Source organism: Sphingomonas leidyi (assembly GCF_011761945.1).
Lineage (GTDB): Bacteria > Pseudomonadota > Alphaproteobacteria > Sphingomonadales > Sphingomonadaceae > Sphingomonas > Sphingomonas leidyi.
This window is the reverse complement of sequence record NZ_JAASQV010000001.1, coordinates 1,130,344-1,151,491: the sequence shown is the minus strand read 5'-3', so window position 1 is coordinate 1,151,491 and position 21,148 is coordinate 1,130,344. Positions and strand designations below refer to the sequence as shown.

General features: G+C 68.8%; 22 protein-coding genes. 17 read left to right on the top strand and 5 right to left on the bottom strand.

What is annotated here, in order from left to right:
• The first annotated feature begins 9 nt into the window (after positions 1–9).
• From FHR20_RS05560 to FHR20_RS05540, 5 genes are read left to right on the top strand one after another with little or no spacing between them, the layout of a single operon-like run.
• Complete coding sequence (locus FHR20_RS05560) at positions 10–1,089, top strand: efflux RND transporter periplasmic adaptor subunit (protein WP_243857129.1); 1,080 nt, start codon at positions 10–12, stop codon at positions 1,087–1,089.
• Positions 1,090–1,099: 10 nt separating this feature from the next.
• Positions 1,100–4,216, top strand: coding sequence for an efflux RND transporter permease subunit (locus FHR20_RS05555; protein ID WP_167298579.1), 3,117 nt, complete (start codon positions 1,100–1,102; stop codon positions 4,214–4,216).
• Positions 4,213–5,640 (top strand): efflux transporter outer membrane subunit, encoded by a 1,428-nt coding sequence (locus tag FHR20_RS05550; protein WP_167298578.1) that lies wholly within the window; start codon positions 4,213–4,215, stop codon positions 5,638–5,640. Before FHR20_RS05555 ends, FHR20_RS05550 begins: the two co-directional genes overlap by 4 nt.
• 14 nt (positions 5,641–5,654) lie before the next feature.
• Positions 5,655–6,335 (top strand): response regulator transcription factor, encoded by a 681-nt coding sequence (locus FHR20_RS05545; protein ID WP_167298577.1) that lies wholly within the window; start codon positions 5,655–5,657, stop codon positions 6,333–6,335.
• Positions 6,332–7,678, top strand: a complete 1,347-nt coding sequence (locus FHR20_RS05540) for a sensor histidine kinase (protein WP_167298576.1) — start codon at positions 6,332–6,334, stop codon at positions 7,676–7,678. The genes FHR20_RS05545 and FHR20_RS05540 overlap by 4 nt, the downstream gene beginning before the upstream one ends.
• Positions 7,679–7,749: 71 nt before the next feature.
• Here FHR20_RS05540 and FHR20_RS05535 read toward each other — a convergent pair whose 3' ends face one another.
• Positions 7,750–8,532, bottom strand: a complete 783-nt coding sequence (locus FHR20_RS05535) for a DUF7847 domain-containing protein (protein WP_167298575.1) — start codon at positions 8,530–8,532, stop codon at positions 7,750–7,752.
• Between the two features lie 131 nt (positions 8,533–8,663).
• On the opposite strand from FHR20_RS05535, the gene FHR20_RS05530 reads away from it, so the two are divergent.
• Genes FHR20_RS05530 through FHR20_RS05505 form a run of 6 tightly spaced genes read left to right on the top strand, consistent with a single transcriptional unit; the run spans position 8,664 to position 14,551 of the window.
• Positions 8,664–9,281 (top strand): hypothetical protein, encoded by a 618-nt coding sequence (locus tag FHR20_RS05530; protein ID WP_167298574.1) that lies wholly within the window; start codon positions 8,664–8,666, stop codon positions 9,279–9,281.
• Positions 9,278–10,423: a hypothetical protein gene (locus FHR20_RS05525; protein ID WP_167298573.1), complete on the top strand. Its 1,146-nt coding sequence runs from the start codon at positions 9,278–9,280 to the stop codon at positions 10,421–10,423. The genes FHR20_RS05530 and FHR20_RS05525 overlap by 4 nt, the downstream gene beginning before the upstream one ends.
• The gene (locus tag FHR20_RS05520; RefSeq protein ID WP_167298572.1) at positions 10,413–11,369 is read left to right on the top strand and encodes an AAA family ATPase; all 957 of its coding nucleotides are present in this window, start codon (positions 10,413–10,415) and stop codon (positions 11,367–11,369) included. Before FHR20_RS05525 ends, FHR20_RS05520 begins: the two co-directional genes overlap by 11 nt.
• Positions 11,366–12,658 (top strand): DUF58 domain-containing protein, encoded by a 1,293-nt coding sequence (locus FHR20_RS05515; RefSeq protein WP_167298571.1) that lies wholly within the window; start codon positions 11,366–11,368, stop codon positions 12,656–12,658. Before FHR20_RS05520 ends, FHR20_RS05515 begins: the two co-directional genes overlap by 4 nt.
• Positions 12,655–13,674 carry a stage II sporulation protein M gene (locus tag FHR20_RS05510; RefSeq protein ID WP_167298570.1) on the top strand — a complete coding sequence of 340 codons (1,020 nt, stop codon included), beginning with the start codon at positions 12,655–12,657 and terminating at the stop codon, positions 13,672–13,674. Before FHR20_RS05515 ends, FHR20_RS05510 begins: the two co-directional genes overlap by 4 nt.
• A complete protein-coding gene (locus FHR20_RS05505; protein ID WP_167298569.1) occupies positions 13,667–14,551 on the top strand; it encodes an RDD family protein in 885 nt (294 codons plus the stop codon). The genes FHR20_RS05510 and FHR20_RS05505 overlap by 8 nt, the downstream gene beginning before the upstream one ends.
• Here FHR20_RS05505 and FHR20_RS05500 read toward each other — a convergent pair.
• Positions 14,548–14,967, bottom strand: a complete 420-nt coding sequence (locus tag FHR20_RS05500) for a VOC family protein (RefSeq protein WP_167298568.1) — start codon at positions 14,965–14,967, stop codon at positions 14,548–14,550. The genes FHR20_RS05505 and FHR20_RS05500 overlap by 4 nt on opposite strands.
• A gap of 99 nt (positions 14,968–15,066) precedes the next feature.
• Between FHR20_RS05500 and FHR20_RS05495 the strand changes: the two genes are divergently transcribed.
• From FHR20_RS05495 to FHR20_RS05475, 5 genes are all read left to right on the top strand, one after another.
• Complete coding sequence (locus tag FHR20_RS05495; protein WP_167298567.1) at positions 15,067–16,524, top strand: UxaA family hydrolase; 1,458 nt, start codon at positions 15,067–15,069, stop codon at positions 16,522–16,524.
• A gap of 114 nt (positions 16,525–16,638) precedes the next feature.
• Positions 16,639–17,574, top strand: a complete 936-nt coding sequence (locus FHR20_RS05490) for a hypothetical protein (protein ID WP_167298566.1) — start codon at positions 16,639–16,641, stop codon at positions 17,572–17,574.
• A gap of 113 nt (positions 17,575–17,687) precedes the next feature.
• Entirely contained in the window at positions 17,688–17,918 is a 231-nt protein-coding gene (locus FHR20_RS05485) for a hypothetical protein (RefSeq protein WP_167298565.1), read from the top strand.
• A gap of 5 nt (positions 17,919–17,923) precedes the next feature.
• The gene (locus FHR20_RS05480; RefSeq protein ID WP_086130850.1) at positions 17,924–18,448 is read left to right on the top strand and encodes a gamma carbonic anhydrase family protein; all 525 of its coding nucleotides are present in this window, start codon (positions 17,924–17,926) and stop codon (positions 18,446–18,448) included.
• 77 nt (positions 18,449–18,525) lie between these two features.
• Positions 18,526–18,951, top strand: coding sequence for a hypothetical protein (locus FHR20_RS05475; protein ID WP_167298564.1), 426 nt, complete (start codon positions 18,526–18,528; stop codon positions 18,949–18,951).
• Here FHR20_RS05475 and FHR20_RS05470 read toward each other — a convergent pair.
• Positions 18,948–19,115 (bottom strand): hypothetical protein, encoded by a 168-nt coding sequence (locus FHR20_RS05470; RefSeq protein WP_167298563.1) that lies wholly within the window; start codon positions 19,113–19,115, stop codon positions 18,948–18,950. The genes FHR20_RS05475 and FHR20_RS05470 overlap by 4 nt on opposite strands.
• Positions 19,116–19,295: 180 nt before the next feature.
• Here FHR20_RS05470 and FHR20_RS05465 point away from each other — a divergent pair, with 180 nt between their 5' ends.
• Entirely contained in the window at positions 19,296–20,240 is a 945-nt protein-coding gene (locus FHR20_RS05465; protein WP_167298562.1) for an NAD(P)H-dependent flavin oxidoreductase, read from the top strand.
• Positions 20,241–20,276: 36 nt separating this feature from the next.
• Here the strand turns inward: FHR20_RS05465 and FHR20_RS05460 are convergent, their stop codons facing one another.
• Entirely contained in the window at positions 20,277–20,735 is a 459-nt protein-coding gene (locus FHR20_RS05460; RefSeq protein ID WP_167298561.1) for a DUF1465 family protein, read from the bottom strand.
• Positions 20,736–20,806: 71 nt separating this feature from the next.
• On the bottom strand, positions 20,807–21,004 hold the full coding sequence (locus tag FHR20_RS05455; protein ID WP_137862129.1) for a YdcH family protein: 198 nt from the start codon (positions 21,002–21,004) through the stop codon (positions 20,807–20,809).
• Between the last annotated feature and the right edge of the window lie 144 nt (positions 21,005–21,148).

Here is a 21,148-nt window from a genome sequence, read left to right as displayed (position 1 = left end):
GGTTGCCGGATGCTTCTCGAACTTGCGCGCCAGACGCCGGCCGGTGCGCGGCAGCGTTTCGGAGAGCTCCCGCGCGCCCGGCCGCGCGACGCTGCCAGACGGATCGCCCTGCGTGGCGCCGCGCCGTGCCTGGCTCTGCTGGCTCTCTCCGCCTGCGGCGGCCCGTCCGATACCCATGCCGCGATCAAGCCGGCGAAGGTCGATCCCGTCGCGCACGAATCCGAGCTGATGCGGATCACGCTCACGCCCGAGGCGGAGCGCCGGCTGGGCATTGCCGTCGCGACGGCCAGCCTCGCGCCCGCGCAGGACAGGGTGGCGACGCACGGCGAAGTGGTCGTCCCCCCCGCCGCGCGCGGAGGGGTCCCGATCACCACCGCGACCGATCTGATGACGCTCGCCGCCAGCCAGGCACGCGCCGATGGCGACATCGCCCGCGCCGCCGCCCAGGCACGGGTGGCGCACGTCAATGCGCAACGCGCCGATGCCCTGGTCCGGGAGGAAGCGGGCAGCGTCAGGGCGCGCGACGACGCGCTCGCTACCGCCGCAGTCGCCCAGGCCGATCTGGCAGCCGCCCGCGCGCAGCGCCACCTGCTCGGCGCGCCGGTCGCGTCGCTCGGGCGCCAGGACATCCTGTGGGTGCGCGTGCCCGTGCTGGCTGCGGACGTGACGCGCATCGATCGCGGCGCACCCGCCGCCATCCGGCCGCTGGGCGGAGGGGCCGGAACCCTGTCGGGGCGCCCCGTGGCCGCGCCGCCTTCTTCGAACGTCGCCGCCGGCAGCATCGATCTCTATTATGCGATCCCGAACACGCGTACGCTCGGCATCGGCCAGCGTGTCGCCGTCGCGCTGCCGGCAGCGGGCGACGGCGCGCAAGGCCTCACCGTCCCCGCGTCCGCGATCCTGCACGACGCCTATGGCGGCGAATGGGTCTATGTGCGGACCGCGCCGCGCACGTTCGAGCGACGGCGCGTCCAGCTTGCCGGGATCAGCGGGGGCACGGCCATGCTCGCCATGGGCCTCAAGCCCGGCGACCAGGCCGTGACCGCCGGCGCCGCCGAGCTGTTCGGCACCGAATTCGGCGCGAAGTGAGGGCCCGGCCGTGCTGAACTGGCTCATCGCCGCCGCGCTCAGGCAGCGCGTGCTCGTCATCGCGCTGGCGCTCGTCCTGGTCTTCTTCGGCGTCCGCGCCAGCCAGGACGTGCCGCTCGACGTATTTCCCGAATTCGCGCCGCCGATGGTCGAGGTGCAGACCGAGGCCCCCGGCCTGTCGACCGAGGAGGTCGAAGCCCTCGTCACCACGCCCCTCGAATTCGCAGTGAACGGCACGCCGGGTCTCAAGACCCTGCGTTCGAAGTCGGTACTCGGCCTGTCCTCCGTGCAGCTGATCTTCCAGGAGGGCACCGATGTGGTCCGCGCCCGCCAGCTGGTGCAGGAACGCGTCGCGATCGCCGCGCCGCGCCTGCCCGCGAACGTCCGCCCGCCGACGATGCTGCCGCCGCTTTCGGCGACCAGCCGGGCGATGAAGATCGGGCTCACGTCTTCCCGGCTGAGCCAGATCCAGCTCTCCGAACTGGTGCGCTGGACGATCCGGCCCAAGCTGATGGGCGTTCCGGGCGTCGCCAATGTCGCCGTCTGGGGGCAGCGGGATCGCCAGCTCCAGGTGCTCGTCGATCCGAACCGGCTGCAGCAGATGGGCGTGACCATGGCCGAGGTGCAGAAGGCCGCGGGCGACGCCGCGGTAACGCTGGGCGGCGGGTTCGTCGACACGCCCAATCAGCGCCTCGCGGTGCGCCATCTCTCGCCGATCGCCGGCGCCGACGATCTGGGCAATACGGTGATCAGGCTCGCCGGTACCGCCCCCGTCCGGCTCCGCGACGTCGCCACGGTGGTCGAGGGCCATGCCGCACCCATCGGCAGCGCGATCATCAACGATGGATCGGGCATCCTGCTGATCGTCGAGAAGCAGCAGGGCGGCAACACGCTGGCGGTGACGCGGGGCGTCGAGGCCGCGCTGAAGGAACTGCGCCCCGGGCTCAAGGACGTCCAGATCGATTCGACGATCTTCCGCCCGGCCACCTTCATCGAGCGCTCGATCGGAAACCTCACCGAAGCGCTGTGGATCGGCTGCATCCTCGTCGCGGCAGTGCTGATCCTGTTCACCCGCGACTGGCGCTCGGCGGCCATCAGCCTGACCGCGATTCCCCTCTCGCTGCTCGGCGCCGCGCTCGTCCTCGCCAAATCGGGGATGAGCATCAACACGATGGTGATCGCCGGCCTGGTGATCGCGCTGGGCGAGATCGTCGACGACGCGATCATCGACGTCGAGAATATCGGGCGGAGGCTGCGATTGAACCGCGAGGCCGGATCGCCCCGCACGCCCTTCGCGGTGGTGCTCTCCGCTTCGCTCGAAGTGCGGACCGCGGTGGTGTTCGCCAGCCTGATCGTCATGCTGGTGTTCCTGCCGATCTTCTTCCTCGACGGCGTGTCGGGGACCTTCTTCCGCCCGCTCGCCACTGCCTATGTCCTCGCGATCGGCTGCTCGCTGCTGGTAGCGCTCACCGTTACCCCGGCGCTCTGCCTGATGCTGCTGCCCAACGGCACGCAGGTCCATCGCGAGACCCGCCTGGTCGCCCGCCTGAAGGCCGCCTATCGCCGCTTCCTTCCCCTCGCCATCGCCCGGCCGGGCGCAGCGATCGGCGTCGTCGCGGGCGGGCTGTTGCTCGCGGGGATCGGCTATGCGGGGTTCAAGGACCAGTTCCTCCCCAATTTCCGCGAAACCGACTTCCTGATGCACTTCGTCGAGAAGCCCGGCACTTCGGTGGAGGCGATGGAGCGGATCACCATCCGCGCCTCGAAGGAACTCCGCGCCATCCCCGGCGTGCGCAATTTCGGCGCCCATATCGGCCGCGCCGAGGCGGGCGACGAAGTCTATGGCCCCAACTTCACCGAGCTGTGGATCAGCCTCGACGAGAAGGCCGACTATGACGGCTCGGTCCGGAAGATCCAGGAAGCGATCGACGGCTATCCCGGCCTCTATCGCGACGTGCTCACCTATCTGCGCGAACGCATCAAGGAAGTGCTGAGCGGCGCGGGCGCCAGCATCGTCGTGCGCGTCTACGGCCCCGACATGGCGACGCTCCGCCAGACCGCCGACCGGCTCAAGAAGGAACTGGAGGGCATTCCGGGCACCAGCGAGCTCAAGGTGGAGATGCAGACCGCGATCCCGCAGATCCAGGTGCGTCCGCGCCCGGCCGACCTGGCCGCCTATGGCCTGACGACCGGCGATGTCCGCCGCACCGCGGCAACCCTGATCCAGGGGAGCAAGGCCGGCGAGCTCTACGAGGGCAACCGCTCGACCGACGTGGTGGTATGGGGCGTTCCCGCGGCACGGGCAGACCTGCGATCGATCCGCGATGCGCTGATCCAGCTGCCCGGCGGCACCGCCGTTCGCCTGTCGCAAGTTGCCGATGTGCTGGTCATGCCCGCGGCGAACGAGATCAAGCGCGAGAATGGCTCGCGCCGCATCGACGTGACGATGAACGTGTCGGGATCGGACCTGGGCGCGGTCGCCCGCGCGGTGCAGGCCAAGGTGGACGGCTTCACGTTCGGCACCGGCTATCATCCCGAAGTGATCGGCGAGTTCGAGGCGCTGCAGAAATCGCGCCGGCAGCTGGCGACGCTGGGCGCGCTCTGCCTGATCGGCATCCTGCTGCTCGTCTGGCTCGAGTTCCGCTCGTTCCGGGTGACCGCGCTGGTCGGCATCAGCCTGCCCTTCGCCCTGGTGGGCGGCGTGGCCGCGGTGTTGCTGTCGGGCGGCGTCCTGTCGCTCGGTTCGCTGGTCGGCTTCGTCACGGTGCTCGGAATCTCGGCGCGCAACGGCATCATGCTGATCAGCCATTATCGCCACCTCGAGAACGAGGAAGGCGAGGCATGGGGCCCCGAACTGCTGCTGCGGGGTGCCGAGGAGCGGCTGGTGCCGATCCTGATGACTGCCTCGTGCGCCGCGCTGGCACTGCTGCCGCTGGTCGTGCGCGGCGACGCGCCGGGGCACGAGATCGAGCATCCCATGGCACTCGTCATCCTGGGCGGCCTGGTCAGCTCGACCGTGCTCAACCTGCTGCTGATGCCGTCGCTGTACGGGCGCTTCGGCCGGGAACGGCGCGAACCCCGCGACGCGCAGGGCGCGGCACTCGAAGGAAAGGTTGTTCCGGCATGAATATCCGTTTCCCGCAGGTCGCGCTTGCCGGTGCGCTGGCGCTGACGACGGGCTGTGCGGTCGGGCCGCGGCATGTCGCTCCCGTTGCGCCGCTTCCCGCACAGGGGGCATTTCTCGGCGCTTCGGAGGCGGGGATCGCCTCGGCCCCGGTGCCCGATGACTGGTGGCGACTGTTCGACGACCCGGCACTCGACGCGCATGTCGGGCGGGCACTGGCCGCCAATGCCGATATCCGGGTGGCACTCGGCAATCTCGAAGTGGCGCGCGCCGCGGTGCGCGGTGCCCGGGCGGCGCAGCTTCCGAACACCACGCTCGAAAGCGGTGCCGGCCCCAGCCCCGCACAACGACAACCGAGCACCGGCGCCGTGCCGAAATCCAGCTACGACCTCGCCGCGACCATTGCCTATGAAGTCGATCTGTTCGGCCGGCTGCGGGCGACCGCCGAGGCCGCCCGCGCCGATCTCCAGGCGAGCGAAGCCGCGCGCGACACGGTGCGCGTCGCCGTCGCCGCCGATACGGCTGCCGCCTATGCGGCGGCGTGCGGCGCCGTTGCGGGGAAGCAGATCGCCGAGGCACAGCTTGCGGCGCAACAAAGGGGCTACGACCTGATTGCGCGCCAGCTCGACGCGGGCGAAGCCTCCCCCTTCGAACTCGCCCAGTCGAAGACCCTGCTCGAGCGCACCCGCGCCGCATTGCCGGCATTCGATGCAGACCGCGCGCGCGCCCTGTTCCAGCTTGCCACGCTCGAGGGGCTGCCGCCGAAGGAAGCGGCACGTCTCGCGCTGCCCTGCACGGCCGCACCGACCGCGCGCCGGGCCCTGCCGGTGGGCGACGGCAATGCCCTGCTGGCCCGGCGCCCGGACATTCGCGAGGCCGAGCGCAAGCTCGCGGCAGCCACCGCGCGGATCGGCGTCGCCACCGCCGATCTCTATCCCCGTTTCCAGCTGGGCGGATCGGCCGGCCTGCTCGGCGGCGATTTCACCGGCTTCCTCACGCCGCTGATCAGCTGGGCCTTCCCCAACCAGAGCGCCGCGCGCGCCAGGATCGCCGCAGCCAGGGGAACCCAGGAAGCCGCCCTGGCCAGCTGGGATGTCGCGGTGCTGCGCGCGCTGCGCGAAGTCGAGACCATGCTTGCCGACTATCAGGCGGAGAAGCGGCGCAATGTCGAGCTGCGCGGCGCGCTCGCGGAAGCCGGGAAGGTCGTGACCCGCGCCGGAGCGCGCTTCCGCCTGGGCGCCGACAGCTATCTGCAGGTCGTCGATGCCGAGCGCACCCGCAACGACGTCGAGGCCCTGCTGGCCGCGTCGAACCTCAGGATCGCCCTGACCCAGGTCGCGCTGTTCCGGGCGCTCGGCGGCGGTTGGGCTTCACAGCCCGATACGGCATCCACTAGGGGAGAAGCGCTTCCCGTCGGCAGCAGATAGAGTCGCACGTCGCCATGAAGATCCTGATTGCCGAAGACGACCGCGAAACCGCCGATTACCTCGCCAAGGGACTGACGGAATCCGGCATGAACGTCACCGTCGTCGCGAACGGCCCCGATGCGCTGTTCCACGCGACGCAGCAGCAGTTCGACGCGATCATCCTCGACCGGATGCTGCCGGCGATCGACGGACTCGCGGTGCTCCGGATGATCCGGGCCGGCGGAATCGCCACGCCGGTCCTGCTCCTCACCGCGATGGCGAAGATCGCGGACCGGGTCGAGGGGCTGGAGAGCGGCGCCGACGACTATCTGGTCAAGCCGTTCGCCTTTTCCGAGCTGCGCGCCCGGCTCAACGTGCTGATCCGCCGCCCCGCGACTTCCGCCATGCCGGCCGAAACCGTGCTGCGGGTCCGCGACCTCGAACTGGACCTGCGGCGGCGGCGCGTGACGCGCGGCGGAAGCCCGATCGATCTCCAGCCGCGCGAAGTGCTGATGCTCGAGGAGCTGATGCGCAATTCGGACCGGGTGATGACCAAGACGATGCTGCTCGAACGAGTCTGGGAGTTCGATTTCGATCCGCGCACCAACATCGTCGAGACGCATATCAGCCGGTTGCGCGCGAAGCTCAACGCCGGCTTCGATACCGATGCGATCCTCACCGTTCGGGGTGCCGGCTACACGATCCGCACCGAATGAAGCCGCATCTGCCCCGCTCCACCTTCGGCCTTGCCGCGCTCGCCAGTTTCGCGCTCGCCATCGCCACGATCCTGCTCGGCGGAATCGTCTATTTCGTGTCGCACGAGGCGCTGGAACAGCAGCTCGACCACCGCATCGCCGCCGAGACCGGCAGCCTGAAGGCCGTCGCCGAACAGGACGGGCTCGGCGCGCTCGCCATGGCCATTGCGCGGCGCGAGGACGGCCACAACACCAACGGGCTGGGCTATATGCTCTTCGCCGGTTCCGGCACCAAGGTGGCGGGCCGGTTCGACGCTGCCTTGCCGCGCCCGGGCTGGCACGAACTGCTGCCGTTCCACGATGCCCGCGAGGGCGCGAATGTGGCCCAGGCCCTGGCGACGCCGCTGCAGGGCGGATATATGCTGGTGGTGGCGGCGGATCGCACGCCGATCGACGAGATCGACCGCTCCATCCTCATGATCTTCTCCGCGGCATTCGGCGCGATGCTGTTGATCGGCATCGTCTGCGCCTGGGGGCTCGGCTTCGTGGTCCGGCGACGCCTGGGACGCATCCATGCGACGGCGGAGGCGATCATCGACGGCGATCTGAGCCGCCGCGTCGATCGCGACGACGTCCCGAACGAATTCGACAGGCTGGCCGAGACGCTCAACCGCATGCTGGATCGCATCGCATCGCTGCTCGACAATCTGCAGCAGGTCACCACCGACGTCGCGCATGATCTGCGGACGCCGCTGGCGCGCCAGAAACAGATACTGGAAACCGCGCTCGAGACCGATCTCGACGCCGATGGCTATCGCGAAGCCATCCGCCGCGCCGCGGATTCGAGCGAGGAGATATTGAACATCTTCACGGCGATGCTGCGGATTTCGGAAGTGGAGACCTATCAGGTCCGCGAAGCGTTCAGGCCGGTCGATCTGTCGGAGGTGGCGGAGCGGGTCGCCGATGCCTTTCGCGCAAGCGCGGAGGCGACCGGCCACGAAGTCGCTCTCGATGTCGATGCGGGCGCGACGATCGCGGGCGACCGGCACCTGCTCGCGCAGATGTGCGCGAACCTGGTCGAGAACGCGCTACGGCATACGCCTTCCGGAACGCGGATCGCCATCTGCGTGCAGCGGCAGGCGGATGCCGTATGCCTTGTCGTTGCCGACACGGGGCCGGGCATCCCGCCTGCGGAGCGCGCGCGCGTCCTCCAGCGCTTCGTCCGGCTGGAGCGCAGCCGGTCGACGCCCGGGCACGGCCTCGGACTCAGCCTGGTGGCGGCCATTGCCCGCGCGCACTTCGCGGCGATCGAATTGTCGGACGCGGCCCCCGGCCTGCGGGTCGTCATCCGCTTCGACGGCTGAACCCGCCGTCCGGGGCCAGCCGCGCGGCAAGCGGGTGCGGCGGCCTCCTGGCGAGGCCGCCGCACCTAGCTTCAGGCGAAGATCGCCTCGAGATCGGAAGGCGCGATGCCTTCCTTGAGCTGGCGCAGCTCGACATAGATGCTTGCCTGCACCGCCACCATTACCATGCTGCCGAGCGCCCCCACGGCGGCGCCGACGAACGCGGTCAGCAAGGCATTGCCGGTCGCGATCATCGCCGCGGTGAGGAAGCTCACCGGGATGCTGAGCACCCAGAGCAGGACGACGACGATCAGCATCGTCAGGAAGATGCGCCAGCGCGCGCCGCTGGTCAGCGCGGCGCTGCGGCTGAAAGCCTCGAGGATCCCCACCTTCTCCTGGACATAGGCCGGCGTGACCACCGCCCAGACCAGCCAGAGGATGACGCCCGGCACGATCAGCAGCAGCATGCCGATGCCGACGCCGATGCCGGCGATCAGGCCGATCGCTATCATCGGCAGGATCATGCTGATCCCCACCGCCAGAAGCGCGCCGAACTGCGGCGTCTCGCCCGAGAGGTGCATCACCGTGGCGCGGGTGAGCGCCGCCTGGAGGATCGCGCCGGTGACGATCGAGACCAGCCAGGTGAGGCCCGCCATGCCCCAATAGGAACCGCTGTAGAAGATCGCAGCGTCCGCTGCGCCGCCGTGCAGGTTGAAATTGATCGCCTGCCAATATCCCAGCACGAGCTGGGGCGTGCCCGCCAGCACCAGCGCAAGCCCGCAGAATAGCAGGAAATTCGACCCGATCGTTTCGAACGCGCGTGAAATGACCGCGCCGATTTCGTAGCGCGCTCCACCAAGATCCGCTTCAGCCATGATTTCCCCTCTTTCATCGAAGTGCAATCGACGCTGAGGAAAAACTGAACAAAAACGGGTGCAAAGTCCAGTCTTGCCGGGTTTCCTGCGGCGCGCTGTTCCGGTAGCACTGGGCGCGTGGGGGATTCGACGTGACCGTACAGGGATCGACTGCACAGTCCGTCGCCAGGGCGCACGAGGCCTTGCGCGCGCGCTCCGACATCCAGTTCGAGATGAGCGCGGCCAAGCCGCCCGAGATTCCGCCCTGGATGCGCTGGCTGGCCAGGCAGCTCGGAGAAGTCGCGCCCTATATGGGTTGGGTTCTTCTCGCCTGCGTGGTGATCGGCGCGGCGATCATTCTCTATCTCGTCGTCAGTTCGCTGATCCGCGCCCGGCCCTCGGGCGATGCCGAGGCGATGGCGACACGGGATGTCGCTGCCTGGCGCCCGAGCGAGAAGGCCGCGCGCGCGCTGCTTGCCGATGCCGAGGCGCTGGCGGCCCAGGGACGTTACGAGGAAGCCGTGCATCTGCTGCTCCAGCGCAGCCTGGAAGACATCCAGCGCCATCGCCCGCGCCTGCTCCGCCCCGCCCTGACCAGCCGCGAGATCGCAGGATCCGAATGGATGCCCGGCATCGTCCGCCGCGCCTTCGCCGCGATGGCCAGGCCGGTGGAGCGCAGCCTGTTCGGCGGCCGCAGCCTGGCCCGGGCCGACTGGGAGGAAGCGCGCGCCGCCTATGGCGAGTTCGCGCTGCCCGGGGCTTGGCGATGAGCAGCGAAGGCACCGCCACGCCCTTCACTCTGCGCACCGTCCTGGTGCTCGTGCTGCTCGGCGTGGTCGGCTTCGTCGCCTTCCTGCTGCTCACCGCCTATGCCGACGACCTGCAACCCGCGCAGCGCCCGGGCAACCATGCGCTCGCCACTTCGGCAGTGGGCTTTGCCGGCGCGGCCGACCTGGTGCGGCGCGTCCACGGCTCGGTGAAGATGGTGCGGCGCGACAGCGATCTCGACACCAGCGACATATTGGTGGTGACGCTGGAGCCGACGACCAGTCCCGACATGGTGAAGCGGATCATCGATCGCCGCGCTTCGCAGCCGACGATCCTGGTGCTGCCCAAATGGCTGACCATGCCCCGACCCGACAAGCCGGCCTGGGTGAGGTCGTTCGGCCGCCTCCCGCCTCGCGAGGCCTCGCGGCAGATCGCCCAGGTCACCGAGGCCCAGGTGCAGGAGAACGCAGAGGGCCTCAGGACCATCTCGGGCCAGGCGCTCGAACCGGTGATCGGCGACGGGCATGGCGGCACGCTGGTCGCCACGCTGAAGAGCCAACCGACGCTGATCGTCGCCGACCCCGACCTGCTCGACAATCAGGGCCTCAAGACGCTTGCGGGCGCCGAGCGGGCGATGCAGCTCCTCGACTGGTTCGACGATGGCGATCGCGGCATCGCCTTCGATCTCACGCTCCACGGCTTCGGGAGCAATCCCAACCTGCTCAAGCTGGCGTTCGAACCACCGTTCCTGCCGCTCACCCTGTGCCTGCTGATCGCGGCGCTGCTCGCGGGCTGGCATGCGCTCATGCGCTTCGGCCCCGCCCTGCCCGAGAGCCGCGGCGTCGCCTTCGGCAAGCGGGCGATCGCGGAGAATGGCGCGGCGCTGCTGCGGCTTGCCGGGCGGCGGCACCGCACCGGCGATCGCTATGCCGCGCTGATCCGCGACGCGGCGGCGGGCGCCACCGCCGCACCGGCCAACCTGCCGCCCGATGCGCTCGACAACTATCTCGACCGGCTCGACAAGCAGGGCGAACCCTTCACTGCCCTCGCTTCCCGCGCGGGCCATGCCCAGGACACGCGCGCGCTGCTCGTTGCCGCCCGCGCGCTCTATCAATGGAAAAGGACCGTCACGCGTGAACATTGAGGAAGTGAAGGCGCTGGGCGACGCGATCCGCGCCGAAGTGGGCAAGGCCGTGGTGGGGCTGGACGAGGCAGTGGAGCTGATGCTCGTCGCGCTGTTCGCGTCGGGGCATATCCTGCTCGAAGGGCCGCCCGGAACGGCGAAGACCTTCCTTGCCCAATGCTTCGCGCGCGCGGCGGGGCTCGACTATGGCCGCATCCAGTTCACGCCCGACCTGCTGCCGGGCGACATATTGGGCTCCAACCTGTTCAATTTCCAGACGAGCCAGTTCACCCTGACGCACGGCCCGATCTTCACCGAGCTGCTGCTCGCCGACGAGATCAACCGCACGCCGCCCAAGACCCAGGCGGCACTGCTGGAAGCGATGCAGGAGCGCACCGTCACGATCGACGGGATCGACCACAAGCTCTCCGAACGGTTCATGGTGGTGGCGACGCAGAATCCGATCGAGAGCCAGGGCGTCTATCCGCTGCCCGAGGCGCAGCTCGACCGCTTCCTGTTCAAATTCGAGGTCGGCTATCCCAGCCTCGAACAGGAACGCGAGATCGTCGCCAAGCAGGGCAGCCGCTTCGGCATGCCCCGGCCCGAGCAATGGGGCGTCGCCCAGGTCGCCGACCATGCGACGATCAGCGCCGCAGCCGATGCGGTGGCGGCGAACCGCCTGGCCGACGAGGTGGTGGACTATGTCGTCCGCCTCGTCCGCGCGACTCGCACCACCGGCGACCTCCAGATCGGCGCGAGCCCGCGCGCGGGCGCCACGCTCGCCGCCGCGGCGCGCGCGCATGCCGCGCTCGACGGGCGCGACTTCGTGCTGCCCGACGATGTGAAGAAGCTCGCCCCCGCGGCCCTGCGCCACCGCGTGATTCTCTCTCCCGCTGCCGAGATCGACGGCCGTACCGCCGACGCAGTGATCGCGGGCCTGGTCGAGCAGGTCGAGGCGCCGCGTTGATCCGACCCAGCATCCGCTGCGTGCTGCTGACCGCCGCGGGAGCGCCGCTGGCGCTGCTCGTCGGCGTATTCGCGCCGCAGCTCTGGTTTGCCGGGCTGATATGGGTGCCGATGATGCTCGCCTTCGCCGCGGTCGACGCCCTGCTCGCGCCGCGCGCGCCGGTGCTGAAGGCGTCGTGCCCGGGCGCGATCGAGATCGGCGCGCCGCTGATCGTCGAGGTGATGGTGGCGGGCCGGCCGATCGACGGGCTGGAGCTCGCGGTGGCGACGGGGCCCAGGCTGGCGCCGCGCGCCGAGGGGCGCATCCGGCTGGCGCGCGGCGAGAACCATGCCGCGATCGCCTTCCTCCCCGTGCGGCGCGGCACCGACAAGGTGGAGGCGCTGTGGAGCCGCTGGACCGGTCCGTTCGGCCTGATCTGGCGGCAGCGCGTGGAGAAGCTCGACCGGCTGGTGGTGATCACGCCGGACATCCGCCCCGTGCGCAATTCGGCCCATCTGCTGCTGCGCGACGCGCAGATGGGCGAGATGGCGCGCGTCGATCGCGGCGAAGGCAGCGAGTTCGAAGCGCTGACCGAATGGCGCTCGGGCATGGAGCGCCGCACGATCGACTGGAACCACAGCGCCCGCCACCTTCAGCTGCTCGCTCGCGAGAACCGGATCGAGCGCAACAACCAGATCGTCTTCGCGATCGATACCGGCCGGGTGATGTGCGAGCCGGTCGACGGCCTGCCGCGCGTCGACCGGGCGATCACCGCGGCGCTGCTCGGCGCCTATGCCGCCTTGAAGCTCGGGGACCGGGTGGCGCTGTTCGGCTTCGATTCGCAGCCCCGGGTCGCCTCGGGCGCGGTGTCGGGCACCCGCGCCTTCCCGCTGATGCAGCGGCTCGCCGGGCAGCTCGACTACAGCACGGCCGAGACCAACTATACGCTCGGGCTCGCCACGCTGGCGGGCGACCTCACCCGGCGCTCGCTGGTGGTGATCTTCACCGAGTTCACCGATCCCACCGGCGCCGAGCTGATGCTGCGCGCCGCGGTGAACCTGCTGCGCGGGCACCTGGTGCTGTTCGTGATCCTGGCCGATGACGAACTGGAGGCGTTGGCCGCGGCAGAACCGATGGCGATCGACGACGTCTCGCGCGCGGTGATCGCCGCGTCGATGCTGCGCGAGCGCCGGATCGTCCAGGCGCGGCTCCGCCATGCCGGCATCCATGTGCTGGAAGCGCGGCACGACCAGGTGGGGCCGGCACTCGTCCGCCAATATTTCGATTTCAAGCGGAGGAATCTGCTGTGAGCGGCGCCGCATCGTCCCAGTTCGCCAGCGCCCGCTTCCGCGAGGCGCGCACCGTCGACTGGCTGGAACTGGAGCAGCGCATCCTCCAGATCGAGCGCGGCCGTGCCGGATCGCTTTCGGACGAGGACCTGTTCGAGCTGCCGGTGCTCTATCGCGCCGCGCTCTCCTCGCTCTCGGTAGCGCGCGAGACATCGCTCGACGCCGATCTGGTCGCCTATCTCGAGGCGCTGTGCGCGCGATCCTATTTCGTGCTCTACGGCGTCCAGCCTCCCCTTCGCCGGCGCATCGCAGCATTCTTCGGGGCAAGCTGGCCGCTGGCGCTGCGCAGCCTGGCACGCGAGACGCTGATCGCGGTGCTGATGATGCTGCTCGGCGGCATCGCCGCCTATTGCCTGGTTGCCAGCGATCCGAGCTGGTATCATTCGATCGTGCCCGAGGGATTGGCCGGCGGACGGGGGCCGCAATCGAGCGCGGCGGAGCTGCGCCAGGGCCTTTATGACGGCGGGGGCGACGACAGCAACATGCTCGGCGCCTTCGCTACCTATCTGTTCACCCACAATGCGCAGATCGCGCTGATGTGCTTCGCGCTGGGCTTCGCATTCGGCGTGCCGACATTGCTGCTGCTCGTCTACAATGGCTGCATCCTCGGCGCCTTCCTCGCGGTGTTCGTCTCCAAGGGGCTCGGTCTGCCGCTGGCCGCCTGGCTGACGATCCACGGCACCACCGAACTGTTCGCCATCGCCATTGCCGGCGCGGCCGGGCTGCGCGTGGGCATGGCGCTGGCCTTTCCAGGCAAGCTCTCGCGCACCGCCGCCACCGCCAGGGCCGGGCGCACCGCCGCCTTCGCCATGATCGGCGTGGTGCTGATGCTCGCCGTGGCCGGGCTGCTCGAGGGCGTGGGGCGGCAAACGATCACTTCGGACCTGATCCGCGTGGCGATCGGCGGCGCTGCGCTGCTCGGCTGGCTGCTCTATTTCTACGTGATGCCGGTGCGCAGCGGTGACCTGGATGGCTGAGGCTCGCGCGACGCAGGGATCGGGCCGGCAGCGGGGCACCGACCGCCGCACCTTCGTCACGCCCGAAGGCGTGGACCTGAAGCTCGACATCGCCACGATCGGCGAGCGCGCCGGCGCCTTCATGCTCGATCTGACGGTGATCGTCCTCACGCTGGTGGTGCTCACCATCGTCCTGCTGCTGGTGCTGATGGGCACCGGAAAGGCGCTGGCGCAGATCCTGCTGATGATCTGGCTGCTCGGCTTCTTCGCGCTGCGCAACGGATATTTCGCGATCTTCGAGCTGGGCCCGCGGGCGGCGACACCGGGCAAGCGGCTGATGCGGCTGCGCGTAGTGGCGCGCGACGGATCGCGGCTGCGCGGGCACCAGGTGGTGGCGCGCAACGCCATGCGCGAACTGGAACTGTTCCTCCCCCTATCCTTCCTGGCCTATCAGAGCTCCGCCGGGATGGCGACTTTCGCCACCGGCCTGTTCGGGCTGCTCTGGACCGGCATCTTCCTGCTCTTTCCCTTCTTCAACCGCGATCGGCTGCGCGTGGGCGACCTGATCGCCGGCACCTGGGTGGTGCGATTGCCGCGCCGGAGCCTGAACCACAGCGTCGCGTCGCGCGCCGAGCCCGAACAGGCCCGCTACGCCTTCACCGATGCGCAACTGAGCGTCTATGGCGAGTTCGAGCTGCAGAAGCTGGAGGAAGTGCTGCGGCGGAACGACGAATATTCCATGATCGTCGTCGCGCGGACGATCCGCGAGCGGCTCGGCATGGCCGGCGTCGAGGGCGACGAGCATGGCTTTCTCGAAGCCTATTACACTGCGCTATGCCAGCGATTGGAACGCAACATGCTGTTCGGCAAGCGCAAGAAGGACAAATATCAGCACTAGCTGGCGAATAGCTGGCCAATGTCACGGAATGCCTTGAATTCCAGTGCGTTGCCGGCAGGATCGAAGAAGAACATCGTCGCCTGCTCGCCGGGCTTGCCCGGAAAGCGGATATGCGGCGTGATCGCGAATTCGGTGCCCGCGGCGCGCAAGCGCCCGGCAAGCGCCTCCCATTCCTCCCATTCGAGCACCAGCCCGAAATGGGGCACGGGCACCGCGTCGCCATCCACGGAGCCCCGCGCCTTCACGCCCGCGCCTTCCGCCTTGTGGACGACCAGCTGGTGGCCTCGGAAATCGAAATCGATCCAGTGGCCGGGATCCTCGCGCCCCTGCGGGCAACCGAGCGTGCCGCCATAGAAGGCGCGCGCCGCCTCGATATCGTCGACGGGGATGGCGAGATGGAAAAGCGGCACGGTCATCCAAGCGAGCATAGAAAGGCCCGGGCGATTGCGGAAGACCGTCAGGGCGGGTGATGGAAACCGGTTTCCATAGCTCGACCACGGCTCTATGTCGGGCATATGACTCCAGCCCTGTTCCGTATCGCCCCCGAGGACAGCACCGCCACGGCGCTACGCGACATGGCCGCCGGGGAGGAAGCGCTGGGCGTCACGCTCGCCGGGCCGGTGGCGAAGGGGCACAAGGTCGCCGTGAAGCCGATCGCGGCGGGCGACCCCGTGCTCAAATTCGGTTTTCCGATCGGCATGGCCACCCGCGCGATCGCGCCGGGCGAACATGTCCACACCCATAATGTCGCCACTGCGCTCGGCGGCAGCGGCGACTATGCCTTTGCGCCGGCCGCGCACGACGATGCCCGGGTCGAGGGGCCGGCGTTCCTCGGCTATCGCCGCGCCAACGGCCGGGTGGGCACCCGCAACGAGGTCTGGGTGATCCCCACCGTCGGCTGCGTCGCGCGTACCGCACAGAAGATCGCCGAACGCGCCGCGGCGCGGCATGCGGGCAAGATCGACGGCATCCACGCCTTCCCCCATCCGTTCGGCTGCTCGCAGCTGGGCGACGACCTGCAAGGCACTCGGGCGATCCTCGCCGCCCTGGCCAGCCATCCCAATGCGGGCGGCGTGCTGATCGTCGGGCTCGGCTGCGAGAACAACCAGATCAAGGGCATGCTGGAAGGGATCGACCACCCCAATCTGCGCACCCTGGGCGCGCAGATGGCGGAGGACGAAGTCGAGGAAGGCGTGGCGCTGGTTGCCGAGCTGGTGGCCGCCGCGGCCGCCGAACGAACCCCTGCCCCTCTCTCCGAGCTGGTGCTCGGCGTGAAATGCGGCGGTTCGGACGGCTTTTCGGGGCTCACCGCCAATCCGCTGGTCGGGCGCATGGCCGACGCAGTCACCGGGGCGGGCGGCACCGCGATCCTCACCGAGATTCCCGAGATATTCGGCGCCGAGCAGCTGCTGATGGCGCGCGCCCGCGACGAAGCGGTGTTCGAAGCGATCGTGGCCCTGGTCAACGACTTCAAGGCCTATTTCACCCGGCATGGCGAGCCGGTCTCCGAGAACCCTTCTCCCGGCAACATCGCCGGCGGCATCACCACGCTCGAGGAGAAGTCGCTCGGCGCGGTGCAGAAGGCCGGGCATGCGATCGTCACCGACGTGATCCCCTATGGCGGGCGCGTGCGGCACCACGGCCTCACGCTGCTCGAAGCGCCCGGCAACGACGCCGTATCTTCCACCGCGCTGGCGGCGGCGGGCGCGACGGCGATCCTGTTCACCACCGGGCGCGGCACCCCGCTCGGCTTCCCGGTGCCGACGATCAAGATCGCCTCGAACAGCGACCTGGCCGCGCGCAAGCCCGGCTGGATCGATTTCGACGCCGGCCAGGTGCTCGAACTGGGCATGGATGCGGCCGCCGGCGCGCTGCTGGAGACGATCGTCGCGATCGCATCGGGCAGGGAAACCGCCGCCGAGCGCAATGGCGAACGCGAAATCGCGATCTGGAAGCGCGGCGTCACGCTCTGACGGGCGGAGATTTTCTCAGGGATTGAAACATCTCCGTTTCGAAACGGGCGAGTCATGACTGTGCGGCCCGTCGGTTTCTGTTAACCATATCGCGCGCGACTCAGGGGGAATAGCGTGGCGATCATTCTGGCTTCGATCGGCAATCTGGCAGCGGGCGCGGCGCATGCCATGGCTGTCCGGCCGATCAGCGCGGAGGCGATCTACTGGCCGGCCTGGATCCTGGTGGGCGGCGTGCTGATCGCGCTGCTGATCGTCATCGGCGTGCTCGCGTCGCTCAAGGCCGCGCTGCTCGCCAAGCCGAGGAAGCGCGACGAGGAATTCACCCGCATGCTCTGCAAGCAGGTGTGGAAGCACACGGCCACGGTCACCGACATATTCGCGCAGCGCCTGCGCCAGCCGCAGCGCGACCTGGTGACGCTGCGGGTTCTCCTCCGCCTGCTGCGCGAGGACATCGCCGGGCCGGTCAACTTCGTCGAACAGATGCGCCCGCACGCGCCGGCGACCTGGCCGGACTATGAACTGTTCGCCGCCTTCAACAATTGGGGCGGCCAGATCTGCGCAATGGAATCCCAGCTGGCGGACATGCAGCAGATGCTGAGCTATCCGGCGGTGAAGGAGCCGGTGGATGCGCACCGCGACGCGATGCTTGTCCATTTCTATGCCACCGAGCAGGTGGCGATGGGCCAGACCGTGTCGACGCTCGGCAATCATGCGATAGCGGTGTGCGAGGCGGCGAAGAAGGTGCTGAAGAAGGCACCGGGCGGCTTCCGCTTCGGCGGGGGCGATCACGATCCTGACGAACAGGATCATGGCTGCCCCGCCTGCGGCGCGAGCCAGCATGGCGTCTATGCCGGCGCCAATACCCGCGACCTGTTGCCGCTGCCTGCCCTGCCCGATCTGCCCGAGAAGCCGAAGAAGAAGGAAGAGGCCAAGCCCGCGGCGCAGATCTGCGGTTGCGCAATGCCCCGGCCCTGCCGTTGCGCCCCGGTGCCCTGCGCCTGCGCGTGCAGCTGCAAGACGGCGAGCGCTCCGGCGCCGGCCCATCCCTGATCGTTTCGGCGACGACGGAACATTGCTGCACTGCGATAAACCGGAGGCGCGGGGCATTGAAGCGTTAACCCTCCTCCCGTAGGTTCGCGCGCAGGGGTTTTCCGGGTGGGTTGATGACCGAGTTTATCGTCTTCGCATATGCGATGCTGGCAATGTTCGTGATCCAGTCGATGCAGCGCAACAAACGCGCGCAGCGCGCCGATTCGCAGATGGTCACCATGGTCGGCTGGGGGTTGTTCTCGCTCTCCTCCACGCTGGCGGTATTGCTCGGCGCGGTGGCGCTGGCGCTCGCGCTGGGCGCCAATATCCCCCTTCCCCCGGGCTTCGAAGCGCCGCTATCCTGAGCGGCATGCCGCTCTACGAATTCGCGGGGCATCGCCCCCAACTCGCCGAGGATGCCTGGATCGCGCCAAGCGCCGACCTGATCGGCGATGTGCGCCTGGCCGCGCTCGCCTCGATATGGTTCGGCGCGGTCATCCGCGCGGACAACACGCCGATCCTGGTGGGCGCCCGCTCGAACATCCAGGACGGGGCGATGCTCCATTCCGATCCGGGCGCGCCCTGCACCGTCGGCGAGGACGTGACCGTGGGCCATCACGCCATCCTGCACGGCTGCACGATCGGCGACCGCACGCTGATCGGCATGGGCGCGACGATCCTGAACCGCGCGGTGATCGGCGAGGATTGCCTGGTCGGCGCGGGGGCGCTGGTGACCGAGGGCAAGACGTTCCCCGCCGGCCATCTGATCGTCGGCTCGCCGGCCAAGGCGATCCGGCCGCTCGACGACATGCAGAAGGCGCTGCTCAAGGCCAGCGCCGCGCTCTACGCCGCCAAGCAGCGCGAATATGCCGCAGGACTGAAACGGGTCGACTGATCCGCCGCCTGCCGCTTGGACAATCGTCATATTGCCGTTCTAGCCCGGGCCTCTTTCGAGTCGGGTCGGGGGTCGTGATGGGTTTGTTCGACTGGTTGAAGCGCCGCGCCAGGGCACAGGCTCCGATGCCGGCACCGATCGCGCTACCGGCCCCTGCCGCTGCGCCCGAAATGGAGCCCGAGGGCCTGTGGCAGACGGGCGTGGAGGCCGATCGCCTCTGGGTGCGCGCTCCCGAAGGCGATCGCCAGGCCGTGACGCTCGAGGCGCTCGCGGCAGTCGCGATCGAGACCAGCGATACCGGCCCCGACGGGCGCGGCGCCTGGTGGCTGTTCTACGGGCCGGACGAGGATGTCGCCTTCACCCTGCCGCTGGGCGCGCGGGGCGAAGGTGCGATGGTCGAGCGGATCGCCGCACTGCCGGGCTTTCGCCACGATGCCTATGCCACCGCGATTCGATCGGCCGGCATCGATACCTTCGTGATCTGGCAGCGGCCGTTCGACTAATTGTCGAGGCGACGCGTCACCTCATAGCCTGCCTTGCGCAAGGCCATCACCGCGGCGAGCGCCTGGTAATGGCTCTCCTGCCCTTCCTCATAGAGCTTGCCGCTCTGCAGGGTTGCGGCCTCGATCGCCTTGCGAACGATGACGTACATCTCGTTGGTGACCATATGGGGCTCCCCGGGGCCGTTGCGCGGAACGACAATGGGGAATCGCGCCGCTCGCTTCAATAGGGGTACGGCCGAGTCGGCCCTGTCACCGGAATGATTGCGCCGCGTGCAACCATGCATGCCGTAGCGTCGCCGGCATCGGGCTGGACGGCCATTCCGGTTTCGCTACAAAACTGGTCCATGGCTCTGCCCCCGCTCTTCGATCGCCTGCGCCTTCCCGTCATCGGATCGCCGCTGTTCATCATCTCGGTGCCCGACCTGGTCATCGCCCAGTGCAAGGCGGGGATCGTCGGCTCCTTTCCGGCGCTCAACGCCCGGCCGGACACCAGGCTCGACGAATGGCTCCACCAGATCACCGAGGAACTGGCTGCCTGGGACCGCGATCATCCGGACACGCCGGCGGCGCCCTTCGCGGTCAACCAGATCGTCCATCGCTCCAATCCGCGCCTGGAGCATGACGTGGCCGCCTGTGCCAAGTGGAAGGCGCCGATCGTGATCACGTCCCTCGGCGCACGGCCCGAGCTCAACGACGCCGTGCATGGCTGGGGCGGCATCACGCTGCACGACGTGATCGACGATCGCTTCGCCCACAAGGCGATCGAGAAGGGCGCGGATGGGCTGATCCTCGTCGCGGCCGGCGCCGGCGGCCATGCCGGGCGCCTCAGCCCCTTCGCGCTCGTCCAGGAAGTGCGCGAATGGTTCGATGGGCCGGTGGTGCTCTCGGGCGCGATCGCCAATGGCCGCTCGGTGCTGGCCGCCCAGGCGATGGGCGCCGACCTCGCCTATATCGGCTCGCCGTTCATCGCCACCGACGAGGCCAATGCCGCGCCCGCCTACAAGCAGGGCATCGTCGAAGGGACCGCGGACGATATCGTCTATTCGAACCTCTTCACCGGCGTGCACGGCAACTATCTGAAGGCGTCGATCGTCAATGCCGGGCTCGATCCGGACAATCTTCCGGAAAGCGATCCCAGCGCGATGAACTTCGGCGGGGCAAAGGCCTGGAAGGATATCTGGGGATCGGGCCAGGGCATCGGCGCAGTACATGCGATCGAGCCTGCCACGGCGAAGATCGAACGGATGCAGCGGGAATATGCCGCGGCCAGGGCGGCGCTCTGCGGCTGAGCGGGCGCTGCCCGGCCCAGGCCGGCGTGCCGAGGATCAGAAAGCGGCGGCCAGCCGGTCCATCATCGAGCGCGCGGGGCTTTCGATCACCGACGCCTCCCCCAGCGACTCGTCGAGCCGTGCCACGCGGCGATACAGGTCGATGCTGGTGTTGATGATCGCCACCGCCTGGGGCGGCATTGCGTCGAGCAGCGCCTCCTCGGTTTCGGGCGCGTCGCCAAGCCGGCGCGAGGAGGCAAGCGCGTCGTGCGGCGTCAGTTCGCCGGCATCGACCGCGCGCTGGGTGAGCAGCCAGGCGATGATGTGCATCAGCCGCGTCGTCACCTTGAGCGACTCGCAGGAGAAGGCGACTCGATTCAAGGCCTCCAGCGCTTCGCGCTCGTCACGGCCCAGTTCGTCGAAATAGGCGCGCGCCTCGTCGGCCAGCAGCATCGCCTCGACATAGAGCGTGTCGATCAGCTTGCGATGGATCGTCGTCGTGCCCTGTTTGCCCATGAAAACAACGCTGCCACAGCCCGCATGGTAACGAAATGCTTAATTTCGCAGTGATTTCGTCCCGATCCGGATCAGGCGATAATATCGGGGATCAACTGGTCCTCGAGCTGCACGATCTCGTCGCGCAGCATGAGCTTGCGCTTCTTAAGGCGCGCGATCTGGAGCTGGTCGGAGGTGCCCGTCGCGAGCAGCGCGTCGATCGCCGCATCCAGGTCGCGATGCTCGGTCCGCACCGCTTCGAGCCGTCGCACAATCTCTTTCTCGTCCATCGCGAAAGCCCCCGTAGCGGGATCTCCCTGCACCAGCCCGAGAGGCTCCGCAACGGATCATCGCGCTATTTCCGCATGCTGTCGATTAGCCGCCGGTTAGCCGCGTTTCCCCCGCGACAAAGCTGTGGAAAAGTGATCTAGTCG

Coding starts and splice junctions, on each gene's coding strand:
- FHR20_RS05560 (WP_243857129.1), top strand. CDS start 10: ATGCTTCTCGAACTTGCGCGCCAGACGCCGGCCGGTGCGCGGCAGCGT.
- FHR20_RS05550 (WP_167298578.1), top strand. CDS start 4,213: ATGAATATCCGTTTCCCGCAGGTCGCGCTTGCCGGTGCGCTGGCGCTG.
- FHR20_RS05545 (WP_167298577.1), top strand. CDS start 5,655: ATGAAGATCCTGATTGCCGAAGACGACCGCGAAACCGCCGATTACCTC.
- FHR20_RS05540 (WP_167298576.1), top strand. CDS start 6,332: ATGAAGCCGCATCTGCCCCGCTCCACCTTCGGCCTTGCCGCGCTCGCC.
- FHR20_RS05535 (WP_167298575.1), bottom strand. CDS start 8,532: ATGGCTGAAGCGGATCTTGGTGGAGCGCGCTACGAAATCGGCGCGGTC.
- FHR20_RS05525 (WP_167298573.1), top strand. CDS start 9,278: ATGAGCAGCGAAGGCACCGCCACGCCCTTCACTCTGCGCACCGTCCTG.
- FHR20_RS05505 (WP_167298569.1), top strand. CDS start 13,667: ATGGCTGAGGCTCGCGCGACGCAGGGATCGGGCCGGCAGCGGGGCACC.
- FHR20_RS05500 (WP_167298568.1), bottom strand. CDS start 14,967: ATGACCGTGCCGCTTTTCCATCTCGCCATCCCCGTCGACGATATCGAG.
- FHR20_RS05495 (WP_167298567.1), top strand. CDS start 15,067: ATGACTCCAGCCCTGTTCCGTATCGCCCCCGAGGACAGCACCGCCACG.
- FHR20_RS05485 (WP_167298565.1), top strand. CDS start 17,688: ATGACCGAGTTTATCGTCTTCGCATATGCGATGCTGGCAATGTTCGTG.
- FHR20_RS05480 (WP_086130850.1), top strand. CDS start 17,924: ATGCCGCTCTACGAATTCGCGGGGCATCGCCCCCAACTCGCCGAGGAT.
- FHR20_RS05475 (WP_167298564.1), top strand. CDS start 18,526: ATGGGTTTGTTCGACTGGTTGAAGCGCCGCGCCAGGGCACAGGCTCCG.
- FHR20_RS05470 (WP_167298563.1), bottom strand. CDS start 19,115: ATGGTCACCAACGAGATGTACGTCATCGTTCGCAAGGCGATCGAGGCC.
- FHR20_RS05465 (WP_167298562.1), top strand. CDS start 19,296: ATGGCTCTGCCCCCGCTCTTCGATCGCCTGCGCCTTCCCGTCATCGGA.
- FHR20_RS05460 (WP_167298561.1), bottom strand. CDS start 20,735: ATGGGCAAACAGGGCACGACGACGATCCATCGCAAGCTGATCGACACG.
- FHR20_RS05455 (WP_137862129.1), bottom strand. CDS start 21,004: ATGGACGAGAAAGAGATTGTGCGACGGCTCGAAGCGGTGCGGACCGAG.